11 protein-coding genes are annotated in these 14,398 nt (G+C 72.4%); 6 read left to right on the top strand and 5 right to left on the bottom strand.

The window, feature by feature from the left end; all coding sequences use genetic code 11:
- Positions 1 to 585 precede the first annotated feature (585 nt).
- From ACWGQ1_RS12250 to ACWGQ1_RS12235, 4 genes are read left to right on the top strand one after another with little or no spacing between them, the layout of a single operon-like run.
- Positions 586 to 2,637 (top strand): sigma-70 family RNA polymerase sigma factor, encoded by a 2,052-nt coding sequence (locus ACWGQ1_RS12250; protein WP_452313045.1) that lies wholly within the window; start codon positions 586 to 588, stop codon positions 2,635 to 2,637.
- Positions 2,638 to 2,646: 9 nt separating this feature from the next.
- A complete protein-coding gene (locus ACWGQ1_RS12245) occupies positions 2,647 to 3,018 on the top strand; it encodes a YrdB family protein (RefSeq protein WP_136030984.1) in 372 nt (123 codons plus the stop codon).
- Between the two features lie 24 nt (positions 3,019 to 3,042).
- Positions 3,043 to 4,407 carry an FAD-linked oxidase C-terminal domain-containing protein gene (locus tag ACWGQ1_RS12240; protein ID WP_452313044.1) on the top strand — a complete coding sequence of 455 codons (1,365 nt, stop codon included), beginning with the start codon at positions 3,043 to 3,045 and terminating at the stop codon, positions 4,405 to 4,407.
- The gene (locus ACWGQ1_RS12235) at positions 4,400 to 4,807 is read left to right on the top strand and encodes an NUDIX hydrolase (protein WP_136030988.1); all 408 of its coding nucleotides are present in this window, start codon (positions 4,400 to 4,402) and stop codon (positions 4,805 to 4,807) included. Before ACWGQ1_RS12240 ends, ACWGQ1_RS12235 begins: the two co-directional genes overlap by 8 nt.
- Before the next feature lie 7 nt (positions 4,808 to 4,814).
- Here the strand turns inward: ACWGQ1_RS12235 and nagB are convergent, their stop codons facing one another.
- From nagB to ACWGQ1_RS12210, 5 genes are all read right to left on the bottom strand, one after another.
- Positions 4,815 to 5,594: a glucosamine-6-phosphate deaminase gene (gene nagB, locus ACWGQ1_RS12230; protein WP_136030990.1), complete on the bottom strand. Its 780-nt coding sequence runs from the start codon at positions 5,592 to 5,594 to the stop codon at positions 4,815 to 4,817.
- A complete protein-coding gene (locus tag ACWGQ1_RS12225; protein WP_452313043.1) occupies positions 5,587 to 6,552 on the bottom strand; it encodes an ROK family protein in 966 nt (321 codons plus the stop codon). Before ACWGQ1_RS12225 ends, nagB begins: the two co-directional genes overlap by 8 nt.
- 31 nt (positions 6,553 to 6,583) lie before the next feature.
- A complete protein-coding gene (locus ACWGQ1_RS12220; RefSeq protein WP_136030992.1) occupies positions 6,584 to 7,771 on the bottom strand; it encodes an ROK family transcriptional regulator in 1,188 nt (395 codons plus the stop codon).
- Between the two features lie 79 nt (positions 7,772 to 7,850).
- On the bottom strand, positions 7,851 to 11,120 hold the full coding sequence (locus ACWGQ1_RS12215) for a family 20 glycosylhydrolase (RefSeq protein ID WP_452313042.1): 3,270 nt from the start codon (positions 11,118 to 11,120) through the stop codon (positions 7,851 to 7,853).
- Positions 11,111 to 12,328, bottom strand: coding sequence for an alanine racemase (locus tag ACWGQ1_RS12210; protein ID WP_452313041.1), 1,218 nt, complete (start codon positions 12,326 to 12,328; stop codon positions 11,111 to 11,113). Before ACWGQ1_RS12210 ends, ACWGQ1_RS12215 begins: the two co-directional genes overlap by 10 nt.
- Positions 12,329 to 12,353: 25 nt before the next feature.
- On the opposite strand from ACWGQ1_RS12210, the gene ACWGQ1_RS12205 reads away from it, so the two are divergent.
- Complete coding sequence (locus ACWGQ1_RS12205; RefSeq protein ID WP_136030997.1) at positions 12,354 to 12,758, top strand: RidA family protein; 405 nt, start codon at positions 12,354 to 12,356, stop codon at positions 12,756 to 12,758.
- A gap of 121 nt (positions 12,759 to 12,879) precedes the next feature.
- Positions 12,880 to 14,370: a L,D-transpeptidase family protein gene (locus ACWGQ1_RS12200; protein WP_452313040.1), complete on the top strand. Its 1,491-nt coding sequence runs from the start codon at positions 12,880 to 12,882 to the stop codon at positions 14,368 to 14,370.
- Positions 14,371 to 14,398 lie beyond the last annotated feature (28 nt).

Below are 14,398 nucleotides of genomic sequence, written 5' to 3'. Positions count from 1 at the left end.
CACTCCGCGCGACGCGCAGCGCTGCGGCCTCCGATCGAACAGGTCGTGACACCCGCCGGACTCCCCAGATCGGCGACTGTCTCTCCCGTAGAGCGGGATGGTGGGCCGCCGTTCTCCCCAGATCGGCGGCCCCTCTCCCATAGAGCGGGAAAGACCGGCGCCGGACTCCCCAGATCGGCGACTGTCTCTCCCGTAGAGCGGGATGGTGGGCCGCCGTTCTCCCCAGATCGGCGGCCCGTTCCCTCCCGTGTCGAGCGGGCGGGGCCGAGGGCTCCTCCCCCGAGGACCTCGACCCTTCCCCTGATGCAGAACCCCCCGCATCAGAGCCTGAACTCCGCCCCCCGGTGGAGTTCGCATGGCTGTCTCTACGGGATGAGACGAAGCGATCTCCAGTTCATTACGCGACTTCGGAAAAAGTTTTCGGGGCTGGATGCCGAATGACAGAACCCGATGGATCTCCTTCGAACAGAGCACGAAGGGGTGGCCTTATCAGGACTTTCGCGGGACAATCGTCGTACCGCGTAATGAGACGCGCGCTCGCGCGTCTCTTCCCCTGAGGGCCGATCCGCGCCCCGGGACAGATGGATGATTGTGCACCGAGAGAACACCACACCTGACGAGCCCATCGGCGATGCCGACCTGATCCTCCGCACCCGCTCCGGCGACACGACGGCGTTCGGCGAACTCTGGAAGCGTCACTACCCGTCCGGCATCGCCGTCGCACGATCGGTGACCTCGTCGATCGACCCGGACGATCTGGTGCAGGAGGCGTACACCCGCATCTACCAGGCGATCGCCAAGGGTGGTGGGCCCAACGGGTCGTTCCGCGCCTACCTGTTCACGAGCATCCGCAACACCGCCGCCGCGTGGGGACGCTCGCGCCGCGAGACCGCGATCGACGAGCTCGACACGGTGGCCGACCCGAGCAGCACCGAGAACGCCTCCAACGAGGCGCTCGACCGCAGCCTGACGGCGCAGGCATTCCGCAGCCTTCCCTCGCGCTGGCAGGAAGTGCTCTGGTACACCGAGATCGAGCAGATGAAGCCGCAGGAGGTCGCACCGCTGCTCGGCATGAAGGCGGGCGCCGTCTCCCAGCTCGCGTTCCGCGCGCGCGAGGGTCTGCGCGAGGCGTGGATCCAGGCGCACCTGCGCAGCGCGACCCCCGGGTCGGACTGCCAGTGGACGATCGAGCACCTCGGCGCGTACTCCCGCGGCAACCTCGGCACGCGCGACCACAAGCGCCTCGAACTCCACCTCGACGAGTGCGCGCGCTGCATGATCGTCGCCGCCGAGGCCAAGGACGTCTCGATGCGCCTCGCGCTCGTCATGCTCCCGCTGGTGCTCGGCGTCGCGGGTGCCGGTGGCTACCTCGCGACCCTGCAGGGCGGTGGCGCTCCGATCGTCGCGATGGCGGCCATGCCGTCGAGCATCGCCGGCGGCGTGCTGGTCGGCGATGGCGGGGCGGGGCACGCGGCAACGGGTGTCGCCGCGTCCGGTTCCGGCGCGTCCGGTGGGTCCGGCTCCGCGGGGGGCAGCAGCGCTGGCGGTGGAAGCGCGAGCACCGGAGGGGCGTTCACGGGCATGGGAGCGCTGGTCGGCGCGGGGTCGGCCGCACTGGTGGTCGCCGGGGTCGTCACCGCTGCCGCGATCGTTCCCGGTCTCGCCGGCGCCAGTCCCGCGACGTCGCTCCCGAGCGCCGCGGACGGCGACTCCTCGATCACGACCGACATCGCGCCCGACACGTCGCTCGGGCTCGACGAGCCCATCGTGATCGAGGCGCCCGCGGAGGAACCTCCCGCTCCTCCGGCCGCCGAGGTGCCGACACCGCAGCCGACCGAGCAGTCCGGCACCGTCGTCGTCCCGTCGGCGGAACCCGTCGCACCGATCGCGCCGCCCGAGCAGGTGGACCCGACCGACCCCACCGACCCGACCGATCCGACCGACCCCACGGACCCGACCGATCCCACGGACCCCACGGACCCGACCGATCCCACGGACCCGGTCGAGCCCGCGAAGCCGACGGAGGGGCCGCAGTGGAGCGCCGCGACCCTCTCCTTCACCGGGATCCAGCTGCACTACACGGTGCCCGTCTCCGGAGCCCCGGGTCTCCAGGTGGAGGCGCTGATCGACGGCGCCACCGGTGGCGGCGACAGCATCACGCTGGATGATGCCGGCACGGGGACCATCGATCTCCGCCCGACCGCGCGTCAGCTGTGGAACGCGGACACCACCACGGTCACCTTCCGCTACGTGTTCCCGGACGGACCGGGGGCCTCGACAGACACCACGCTGCTGTCCCTCGCGCTCGAGACGCCCGTCGTCCCGGAGCAGCCCGCCGAGGACACCGCGCCCGTCGGCGACACGACGGCCGCGGCGGATGCGGCCGTCGTCCCCGACGCGGCAGCATCCGCTCCGGCACCGGCTGACGCAGAGCCCGCTCCGGCCGAGCCCGCTCCGGCCCCCGTCGAGCCCGCTCCGGCCCCCGTCGAGCCCGCACCGGCCCCCGTCGAGCCCGCGTCGGTTCCGGCCCCGGTCGAGGCTGCACCGGCCGAGGCTGCACCGGCTCCCGTCGAGGCCGTCGCGACCCTCTCCGAGCCCGTCGCTGCGGCGGCAGAGGGCTCGACGATCGCCGAATAGACTGGAGTCATGACTCCGGATCCCGCCCCCGTCCCCGGCGTCGAACGTCAGGCGCTGACCGCGCTCGACCTCGTGCGCGTCGTCGTCCTGATCGCGGCGATCGCCTCTCTCGCCCTGTGGGGCTTCGCGAGCTGGGACCTGCCGTGGAACATCGTGATCGGCATCGGCGCGCCGGTCACGGCCCTGCTGCTGTGGGCACTGTTCCTGTCGCCCCGCCCCGTGCTGCGCGTGCACCCGTTCCTGCGTGCGCTGGTCGAACTGCTCATCTACGTGGGTGTGACGATCGCGTGGTGGTCCATGGGCCAGGCCCTGATCGGCACCGCCTTCGCCCTCGTCGCCGTGGTCGCCGGTGTTCTCAGCGGTCGCCGCGCCCTGACGTGAACTCGCCGTCGTGAGCATCCCGTCGTGAGCGTCGTCCCGCTGCTGCAGCAGGCGCTCAGCGCGCTCGTCGACACCGACGAGGACGCGCTCGAACGGGCGCGCTCCGACCGCTCCGGCCATGCCGCCGCGGGGCGCCCGCTGGCGATCGTGCATGCCGAGCGCGTGGAGCACGTGCAGGAGACCCTGCGCATCGCCTCGGCGACGCGCACGCCCGTGGTGGTCCGCGGCGCCGGCACGGGCCTCGCCGGGGCGGCCAACGCGGGCGAGGGCGAGATCGTGCTCTCGCTGCGACGCATGACGGCGATCCACGAGGTCCGCCCCGACGATCTGCTGGCCGTGGTCGAGCCTGGCATCCTCAACGCCGAGCTCAATGCCCACCTCGCGTCCTTCGGCCTGTGGTGGGCACCCGACCCCGCGAGCCGCGACATCTCGACGGTCGGTGGCAACATCGCCACGGGCGCGGGAGGACTGCTCTGCGCGAAGTACGGCGTCGTGCGGGATGCCGTCCTCGGCGTCGACCTCGTACTGGCCGACGGGCGGCTTCTGCACCTGGGGCATCGCAGCGTCAAGGGCGTCACGGGCCTCGACCTGACGGCTCTCGTCGTGGGTTCGGAGGGCATCCTCGGCGTCGTGGTCGGCGCGACGCTCAAGCTCCGGCGGCTCGTCCCCGGCGAGAGCTGCACTGTGACGGCTCTGTTCCCCGGTGTCCGCGCCGCGGCCGCCGCCTCAGCCGCCGTGACCGCCGCCGGGGTGCAGCCCGCGATCATGGAGCTCATGGACGCCCCGAGCCTCGCGGCCGTGCACGCTCTGCTCGGCCTGCCGGCGCCGACGCCCGGCACCGCGCAGCTGACCATCCAGACCGACGGGCCTGCGGCGGCCGCCGAGGCCGACGCGATCGACGCCATCCTGCGCGCCAACGACGGCGTCACCGAGGTGTCGCACGATCGCGCGGAGGGCGAGCGGCTGCTTGCGATCCGCCGGTCCATGCACGCCGCGATGGCCTCCCTCGGCACCACCCTGATCGAAGACGTCTCCGTGCCGCGGAGCGCCATGCCGGCGATGTTCGACGAGATCGCCCGCATCGAGCGCGAGTACGGTCTCGTGATCCCCACGGTCGCGCACGCGGGGGACGGCAATCTGCACCCGAACTTCGTGTTCGAGGGACCCGAGACCCCGGCACACGTCTGGGCCGCCGCCGACGAGCTGTTCCGCGCGGCGATCCGCCTGGGCGGCACTCTCACGGGCGAGCACGGCATCGGGGTGCTCAAGCGGCGCTGGCTTGCGGAGGAGCTCGGCGACGACCAGTGGCGGCTGCAGCGCGAGATCGCCGCCGTCTTCGATCCGCTCGGGATCCTCAACCCAGGGAAGGTGTTCGTCCCCGATGCCTGACATCCACGTGAGCGCGGCGGTGATCGTCGACGACCAGGGCCGCGTGCTGGTGGTCCGCAAGCACGGCACGACCAGGTTCATGCAGCCTGGAGGCAAGCCGGAGCCCGGCGAGAGCGCCGCGCAGACCCTCATCCGCGAACTGCACGAGGAACTCGGCGTGGCACTGCGCGAGAGCGACCTCCGTCCGCTCGGACGGTTCGTGTCCGCCGCCGCGAACGAACCGGGTCACCGGGTCGTCGCCGATGCTTTCACCGCAGCGATCGACCCGGCCGGGGTGCGGGTGCAGGCCGAGCTCGCGGAGCTGCGATGGATCACCCCGGAAGACGCGGAGACGCTGCCGCTGGCGCCGCTGAGCGTGGAGCACCTGCTCCCCCTCGCCTGGCCGGCCGCGACCCGGTGAGTCGGGGTCAGATCCCCTGCCAGGCCGGCTTGTTCGCGAACGTGTACCGGTAGTAGTCGGCGAGCTGCAGCCGGGAGGCCGCCGCCTCGTCGACCACGATCGTCGCATGCGGGTGGAGCTGGATCGCCGAGCCGGGCAGCAGGGCCGTCAGCGGACCCTCGACCGCTCCGGCGACCGCCTCCGCCTTGCCCTCGCCGAACGCGAGGAGCACGAGGTGCCTGGCCTGCAGGATCGTGCCAAGACCCTGCGTGATGCAGTGCATGGGGACATCGTCGATCGAGTCGAAGAAGCGGGCGTTGTCCTCGCGCGTCTGCTCGGTGAGGGTCTTCACCCGGGTGCGCGACGCGAAGGAGGAGCCGGGCTCGTTGAAGCCGATGTGCCCGTCGGTGCCGATGCCGAGGATCTGCAGGTCGACGCCGCCCGCCTCCTGGATGGCGGCCTCGTAGTCCTCACCCGCGTGCTGGATGGTCGCCTCCGCGCCGTTGGGCACGTGGATGCGCTGCGGGTCGAGGCCCAGGGGCTCGACGACCTCACGGGTGATCACGGAGCGGTAGCTCTCGGGGTGGGCGGGGTCGATGCCGACGTACTCGTCGAGGGCGAAGCCGCGCACCCGGGAGACGTCGCGCCCGGCGAGCTGCGCTCGCAGGGCCTGGTAGACCGGCAGCGGCGTGGAGCCCGTGGCCAGGCCGAGGACGGCGTCCGGACGACGGTCGATCAGCTCCACGATCTCGGTGGCGACCAGCGCACCGGCGGCCTCGGGACTCTCGACGATGACGACCTCAGCCATGCGGAACGATCTCCTTCTCAGAAATGGATGCGCCCACCAGAGCGGCGCCGAGTGCGGCGGCGGGGGAACCCGCGGGGAGCAGTTCGATTCTCTCATCCAGGCGCAGAGACCTCGCGAACGGTGACGCCTCGGCGCCGGCGTGCAGTGCGGCCCTGATGCCTTCGTCGAGGCGGCTTCCCATGGCCGTGAGGCCGCCCCCGATCACCACCGTCTCGACGTCGGCCGACAGCACCAGCACGCGGACCGCGGCGGCCGCGCCGAAGAAGAGGTCGTCACGCAGCGCGAGCGCCAGCGGGTCGCCGTCATCGGCGGCGTCGAAGATGTCCCTGACCGGCAGCGCGCCGGGTCGACCCCAGGCCTTGGCGAGTGCGCCGCCGCCGCAGAACGTCTCCACGCAACCGCGCTGTCCGCACCCGCACAGGCGTCCGTGCGGGTCGACCGAGATGTGGCCGACCTCGCCGGCGGTCCCGCGCGATCCTCGCCAGATGCGACCGTCCACGACGATGCCCGCGGCCACACCGGTGCCGAGGTTCAGGTACGCCATCGAACCGCTCACGCCGCTGAGCACGGCGGCTCCGAGCGCCGCCGCCTTCACGTCGTTCTCGACGCGGAACGGCACGCCGAGCGCTCGCTCCGCCCGGTCGGCCAGGTCGAGCGACTCGACCCCGAGGTTGACGGCGTGCACGACGCGCCCCGCGTCCGCATCGACCAGCCCGGGGATGCCCACACCGACGGACCCGACGGCCGACAGCGGGCCCCCGGTCTCATCGGCGAGGGCGACGACGGTCGACACGATGCTGTCGACGACGGCGTCCTCGCCCCAGCCCGTGGCGCGGCGCAGGCGTCCGAGGATCTCACCGGCGGGGTCGACGGCGACGGCGTCGATCTTGGTTCCGCCGACATCCAGGCCAACACGAATCGGCCGACCGGGGAGGTCGGCGGCAGCGGTTCCGGTCATCGGATGCCGGTCTCGGTCGTGGTCGCGGAGGTCACGACACCCCCAGCTGCCCGGAGAGCACCATGACCGCGGCTCCGCGGAGCACGATGTCGTCCTGATGCGTGAGCCGCACCATCACGTCTTCGAACACGCCCTCCAGGGTGCGCGCGTGCAGGGTCTCGACCGCGGCGTCGATCAGCGTGCCGTCGAGCAGTTCCGCCGGGCCGGAGAGGACGACTTCGGACAGGTCGAGCGCGGCGACGATCGGGGCGATGGCGATGGCCATGCGCGTGCCGGCGTCGCGCAGGATGTCCTCGCGCGCCGAGGGGTCGGCGTCGAGGGCCTCCCGCATCCGGCTGACGCTGAGCCAGGCCTCCAGGCAGCCGATCTTGCCGCAGGCGCAGCGCGGGCCGCCATCGGTGCCGACGACCACGTGTCCGATCTCCCCCGCGGCGAAGCGACTGCCCAGCAGCGGCTGGCTGCCCGTGATGAGGCCGGCACCCACGCCTCGGCCGATCTTGATGAGCATGAAGTCGGCCTTCGCCTCGCCGAAGGTGTATTCCGCGAGGACAGCGGCGTTCGCGTCGTTGCGCGCGAGGACGGGCAGGTCGAGCTCGGCGCCGAGCTTCGCCTCGAGCGGGAAGTCGGTCCAGCCGAGGTTGGGCGAGCTCAGCACCAGACCGTCCGGTCGCACGACGCCCGGCGTGCCGATGCCGACGCCGAGCACGGGGCGCGTGGCGGCGTCGACGAGGCTCTGTGCGAGCTCGCGGAGGGCGGCGTACGCGGCCTCCCCGTCCGGGCGCTCCGGGCGAGGCACCTGGCGGCGCTCCAGCACGTCGCCGTCGAGGCTCAGCACGGCTCCCTCGAAAGCGTTCGGACCCGACAGGTCGAGGCCGACGATCTGGTGCCCGGCGCGGTCGATGTCGATGAGGATCGGCGGCTTCCCCGGACCCACCGCCTCGCGGACGCCCATCTCGATCACGATGCCGTCGGCGATGAACTCCGCGACGAGGTCGGAGATCGTGACCCGGGTCAGTCCGGTCTCCCGGGAGAGGTCGGCGCGACTCATCGCTCCGGAGTGGTACAGCGTCTGCAGCACGAGGGCGCGGTTGTGTCCGCGGGCGTGCTCGGGGAGCACCTTGGTGCGCGAGCGCAGGTGCCGCGCGGGCCCGAAGGCGTGCGCGTTCGCGGCGACGAAGTCTGTCGTCGCCGCGGGGCGCTGATCATCCGAAACGGACATGTTTGTTAGTAGACCTTACGAACAAAAATTGCGCAACCTCTGCCCGCGGGGCCGCGGCCAGGGTTACCGAAACGTTACATTACTTTCGAGCCGCGCGGGCCCGTGCCGCAGAACCGTCCAGGAGCCGCTCCACCAGCCCCGCGACGATGGCCTCGCGCGCCTCCACCGTCAGCGGCTTTCCCGGAACGCCGGGGCGGCGCTGATCCGGGGACGGGCCATCCAGCGGACGATACCGCACCCCCGCCGCCGCCAGGCGACGCAGATGCGTCGGAAGCCGCCGCATGAAGTCCGCGAACGGCCGCGGCTCTCCGCCCTCCCACAGCCGCTCGGCGATCGCGGCGAGCCGCGGGAACATCGCGAAGTCCACGCGGTCCCGGCTGGGCAGGTGCTCGCTCCACACGTTCGCCTGACCGCCCACCGCACCGTCCTCGATCCGGAGCGAGTACGCGCGGGCGAGCGGCAGCGGGGGTCCCACCCTGATCGGCTCCTCGGGCGACTCCGACTGCGGATAGTCGAGGTAGACCTCCAGGTCGGGGCACGCCACCACGGGGATCCCGCGGCTCAGTGCCTCCCGCATCGCGACGGGTCCGCGCCACGCGAGGATGCGCACGCCCTCCGGCACCTCGCCCTCCAGCACCTCGTCCCACGCGAGCGCCGTGCGACCCCGCGCGCGCACGTGCGCCACGAAGTGCGCGGTGAACCAGGGCTGCACGTCATGCGGCGTCGCCAGGCCCAGCGCGCGCATCCGCTCCGCTGCCGCCTCGCTCTGCGCCCACTCCGTCACGGGCACCTCGTCCCCGCCGATCCCGATCCACTCCGCGTCGAACACGTCGCAGAGGGCATCGATCGCCGCACGGCCGAAGGCCAACGCCGCCTCCGTCGGGGCGAGCGTGCGCGCGTTCACGCCGAACCGCTCCCACGGGCCGCTCGCCGGCACGCCCACATCGGTGTTGCCGAGCTCGGGGTACGCGGCCAGCGCGGCCTGGATGTGCCCGGGCAGCTCGACCTCCGGCACCAGGGTCACGCCGCGCTCCGCCGCATAACGGACGAGGTCGCGCAGCTCGTCCGTCGTGTAGAAGCCCTCGTGCACGCCGGGCTCGACCGTGGCCTCGGGCCCGTGCCCGCGCTGGGTGGCCTCCCGTCGCGCGCCGACCTCCGTCAACCGCGGGTAGCCGGGCACTTCGAACCGCCAGCCCTGATCGTCGGTGAGGTGCAGCTGCAGGATGTTCAGGTGGTGCAGCGCCAGCAGGTCGATCAGACGCCGCACGTCGTCGACCGGGCGGAAGTGCCGCGCCACGTCGAGCATGACGCCGCGCCAGCCGTACGCCGGCGCCCCCTCCCACACACCGGCCGGAAGCAGCACCTCGGCCTGCGCAGGGGCGTCGGGGTCGCGCAGCTGCCGCAGCACGGTGGCGCCGCGGAAGACCCCGAGCGGACTCGCACCGCGGATCTCGACCCCGTCGGCGGACACGGTCACGCGGAACGCCTCGTCCCCCACGCGGCCGGCGCGAGCGGCCGCGGCCCCGAGGGCGTCATCCAGCGTGAGACGGATGCCCTGACCGGTCCCCTGGCCTCCCCCGCCCAGCCAGTCGACGGACGCGGACAGCTCGGGCACCGCGTCGATCGGGGTGTCCGGCCGCCACGCGAACCGAGCAGCCGCGGCATCGACGTGCGCCGCGATCGCCGGCACGGTCGCCCGGTGCGCGGGCGGCGGCAGGCGCAGGGCCCGTCCGGCGACGGCACCGGTCACGACGCCGTCCAGGACCACGGGCACGCCCGCCACCAGCACCTCGTGGACGCCGATCGGCGGCCGATGCGGCTCCTCGAACGTGGCGCCCGCGGCGACCGTGAGCGGATCGAACAGCACCAGGTCTGCGGTGGCGCCGACGCGGATGATCCCGCGAGGCGCATCGCCGCGGTCGAGTCCCAGACGGGCCGCGGGGTTGCCCGAGAGGTGGCGCACGGCCTCCTCCAGCGTCAGCACCCCGAGCTCGCGCACGTAATGCCCCAGGTAGCGCGCGAACGTGCCGCGGCCGCGAGGGTGCGGACGGGCCCCGATCAGGATGCCGTCACTGCCGCCGGAATGCCGCGGGTGCCGCATGATCGCGCGCACGTTGTCCTCGTCGCCGATGTGCATCAGCACGCCGGTCGCCCCGGCGTCCTCGAGGATGGTGTCGAGCACCACGTCGACGGCCCGCCGCCCCGAGTCGTTCGCGATCTCGGCGACCGTGCGGCCGACGAGGCCCGCGAGAGCCGGATTCGCGGTGCCGGAGATCTGGATGGCCGACCAGTCGGCACGCTCCCCGTGGAAGCCGTCGCAGCCGAGCTCCTCCAGCTCCACGCGGACGGCCTCGCGCCCCTCGGCATCCAGCCCGGCGATGGCGGCCAGCAGGTCGCCCGACGCCGCCAGCCGGCTGGGCAACAGGGCAGAGAGCGTGGTCGCGCCGGGGAGATACGGATAGGTGTCGAGCGTCACGTCGACGCCGTCCGCGATCGCCGCGTCGACGATCTCGAGCAGCTCGTCGGCCCGGCCGCGGTTGGGGGCGAAGTTCATCGTGGCGTGCGTCAGGTGCACCGGGCAACCCGTGCGACGGCCGATCTCGACGGCCTCGCGGTACGCATCCAACGCGGCCGCGCCGTAGCTGCGGGTGTGCGGCGCCCAGTATCCCCCGCGCTCGGCGACCACACGGCACAGGGCCTCGAGCTCCGCGGTGTCGGCGTACATGCCCGGTGTATAGGTCAGGCCGCTCGACATGCCGAACGCCCCTGCGTCCAGAGCCTCGCCGAGCAGCGCGGCCATCGCCTCGATCTCCTCCGCGGTCGCCGCGCGGTTCTCGTGCCCGACCACCATCATCCGGAGGTTCCCCTGCGGAACGAGCACCGCGGCGTTCGCGACCGCGGCGGCGTCGATCTCTGCCAGCAGATCGCTCATCGACCGCCACGGCACCGTGGTGGGCAGGCCGTTCCACCCCGCGATCTGCGCGGGGATCACCGCGGCTGTCGCGTCGTCGAGCGGCGCGTACCCGAGGCCGTCCTGACCGAGCACCTCGCAGGTCACGCCCTGACGGATCTTCGCGTCGTGCGCGGCACCGCTCAGCACCGCGAGGTCGCTGTGCGCATGCATGTCGATGAAGCCAGGCGCGAGCACGAGGCCGGAGGCCTCCACCTCCACGCCGCCCTCGGGCAGCTCGAGCTGCGCGTCCTCCCGTTCGGGCACGACCGCGACGATCCGCGCGCCCTCCACCGCCACGTCGGCCGTGAACCGCGGCGCACCGGAGCCGTCGACGACCGTGGCCGAGCGGTAGACCCTGACCAGCCCGGCCGCTGCCTTCTCCGCACTCAGAAGCACGTCGCCACCGCTCCGATCACTCGAGGGTCGTCCGCGTCGGGATCGTCGATCACCGCGACCACCCGCCACTTGTCGAACGCGGTGCACGGGTGCGAGAGCCCGAGCCGCACGACCTCGCCGACCGCGGCCGCGGCGCCGTCCGCGAGCCGCAGGAAAGCATGTTGATCGTTGAGCGCCGTGATCTCGCCCTCGACGCTCTGCGGCACCGGCAGGTCGAGGTCGAACGGCACGTCACGGCGTCCGGCGTCGAGCAGCGCCAGGGCATCCTCGGGCTGGGAGACCACGCGCGACCAGGCGTGCATGGCCGACCGCAGCGGTGCCGTACCGGTCAGCGGGCCGAAGGGCGACATCCGGGCGTAGAACCCGTCGTCGTGGATCTGGAACGCTCCGGAGCGCAGCACCACGTCGGCTTCGGGAGCGAGCGGCGACAGCACGGCGGCGGCCCGGTCGGGGAAGGAGCTCCCGCCCGCGCTCACGACCGGACGAGGCCCCTCCGGGTAGTCGAGTCGGCGGTGCAGCTCGACCAGAGCGTCCAGGTAGGCGTCGACCGCGGCGACCGACGCCGCGGACCGATCCGGCCCGAACGGCCCCTCGTATCCGGTCACTCCGGCGAGGCGCAGGCCCGGTGCGGCGGTGATCGCGGCGGCGATGCGCTCGCCCTCCTCCACGCTGCGGGCACCCGTGCGTCCGTGCGCGCCGCCCAGCTCCACGAGCACGTCGAGGGGGCGGGCAGCATCGGAGAGGGCATCGGCGAGGATGCGGACGCCGTCGACCGCGTCCGCCCAGCACAGGATCCGCAGGTCGTGGTCGGCGGCGAGCAGTTCGCCGAGGCGACGGGCGGCAGCGGCATCCGTGACCGCGTTGGCGATCAGGACGGTCGGCACTCCGGCGGTCACGGCCACTTCCGCTTGCCAGGGCGTCGCGACGGAGATGCCCCAGGCGCCCGCGTCGAGCAGCCGCTGCCACAGCGCGGGGGCCATCGTGGTCTTGCCGTGCGGGGCCAGGCCCACGCCCTGCTGTGCGGCCCACGCGAACACGGTCTGCTCGTTGTGCGTCAGCGCGTCGGCGTGCACCGTGAGCACCGGCGTGACCAGGTCGGAGAGGTGCAGTCCGGCCTGCCCGACCTCGGAGAGCCGCAGCCCTGCGGCGCGCGCCGGGAACCCCTTCGCCCAGGCGCCGAGAACGGGATCCGGAATTTGTAGAGGCATCTAACAAGGCTACTAGGCTGGCGGCATGACCGCGAAGACACGAGTTTCGACCGACGCCGCCCCCGCCCCCGCCCACACCTTCTCGCAGGGAGTGCGCAAGGGCCCGATCGTGCAGGTCTCCGGCCAGGGCCCGGTCGACCCCGTCACGAACGAGTACCTCCACCCCGGCGATGTCGCGGCACAGACCACCCGCACGCTCGAGAACGTCAAGGCGATCGTCGAGGCGTCCGGCGCCACGTTCGACGACGTCGTGATGCTCCGCGTCTACCTGACCAAGCGCGAGGACTTCCCCATCATGAACGAGGCCTACGGCGCGTTCGTCGAGGCGCACACGACGAGCGGGGTCCTGCCCTCGCGCACCACCGTCTTCACCGGCCTTCCGCGCGAGGAGATGCTCGTCGAGATCGACGGTCTCGCCGTCATCGACTGACCGCGCAGCCGGACGTGTCCGGAGAACGGGGAGCCAGGGTAGCAGACCGTTGCCTCCCCGTTACCTGCCATCCCGTACCATTGAGAGACTGGATGCGTCAGAACCGCGGGGGGTGTAGTTCGTGACCGATGTGATTTCCGTACCGGGCGCTGCGACGGGAGCTCCTGCCGACGACGGCACGCCCACCAGCGTGCTCGCGCCCGCGGATACGCCCACCGAGACGGTTCCGCCGCACACCGGTGAGCAGCCCCTGGCCTGGGCTCCGATCGAACCGTCTCCCAAGAAGCGCCGCCTCGGCCTGTGGATCGGTCTCGGCGTCGGAGTCGTCCTGCTCGGCGCGGGAGCGGCCTCCGCGATCCTCATCGCACCCGGGACGACCGTCGCGGGCATCCCCGTCGGATGGATGACGCCGGGCGCCGCCGCCGACGCGATCAGCACGCACCTGGCGCAGACGGAGGTCACGCTCACGGGTGAGGGCGATGGCGCGGTCCTCACGGGCGCCGACCTGGGCGCCACGGCCGATGCCACCGCCCTGGCCGATGCCGCCTTCGCCGCCCACCCGCTCTGGAACCTCGGGTCCTGGATGGGAGACCCGGTACCGGCCGACATCACCCTCGACCCCGAGAAGGCCACGGCCGCCCTGCGGGACGCCGTTCCCGCGAGTTTCGTCGACCCGGTCGATGCGGGAGTCGTGTTCGACGCCGCGACCGGCGCGTACACGATCACGCCTTCGGAAGCCGGCACCGGCATCGACCTCGGCGACCTCGGCACGGCGTTCGTCGACGCGGTCGGCGACGGTCGCACCTCCTTCGAGTATCCGGGCGGCCCCGCCGAGGCCCTTCCCGCCGTGAGTGACGCCGACGCGACCGCCACGGCGAGCGAACTCAACACCATGCTCGCCACGATCGGCTTCTACGTCGGCGAGGAGCGCACGGTCCCGATCGACCCCGCCACGGCCGCCTCCTGGCTGACCGTCGTGGACGACGAGGGTCAGCTGCGCATCCAGGCCGACCCGCAGGCGATCCAGGGGACCGTCGACGCGCTTCCGGCCGCGGTCGACCGCGCCCCGGTCAATGCGACCGTCATCGTCGACTCGGCCGGCACTGTGCTGCGCGCCGAGCAGGAGGGCGTCACCGGACGCGCGCTGGGTGACACCTCCCAGATCGCGGAGCAGTTCGCGACCCAGCTCGCCGCCGGCGACGGTGTGTTCGCGCTGACCGTCACCGAGACGCCGTTCGAGACGGTCAACCTGTTCCGTCGCATCGACATCGACCTGGGCTCGCAGCGGGCCACGCTGTACGAGAACAATGCGGTCGTGAAGTCGTGGGCCGTCTCGACCGGGCTGCCGGGCACTCCGACGCCGACGGGCAACTTCAAGGTCTTCGCCCACACGCGCATGCAGGACATGGGCTGCTACCCCGGCGCCCCGTACTGCACCGAGAACGTCCCGTGGATCACCTGGTTCACCACGAACATCGGCTTCCACGGCACGTACTGGCACAACAACTTCGGCAACCGCATGAGCCACGGCTGCGTGAACCTGCCGATCGACCTCGCGAAGTACGTCTACGACTGGTCGCCCGTGGGCCTTGAGGTCTCCGTCCACAACTGACGCACCTCGGGTCCGCGGATACGAGAAG

The organism is Microbacterium sp. NPDC055599, from assembly GCF_053618975.1.
Note: the sequence above shows the minus strand (reverse complement) of the source record. Positions and strands in the feature narration are given on the sequence as shown.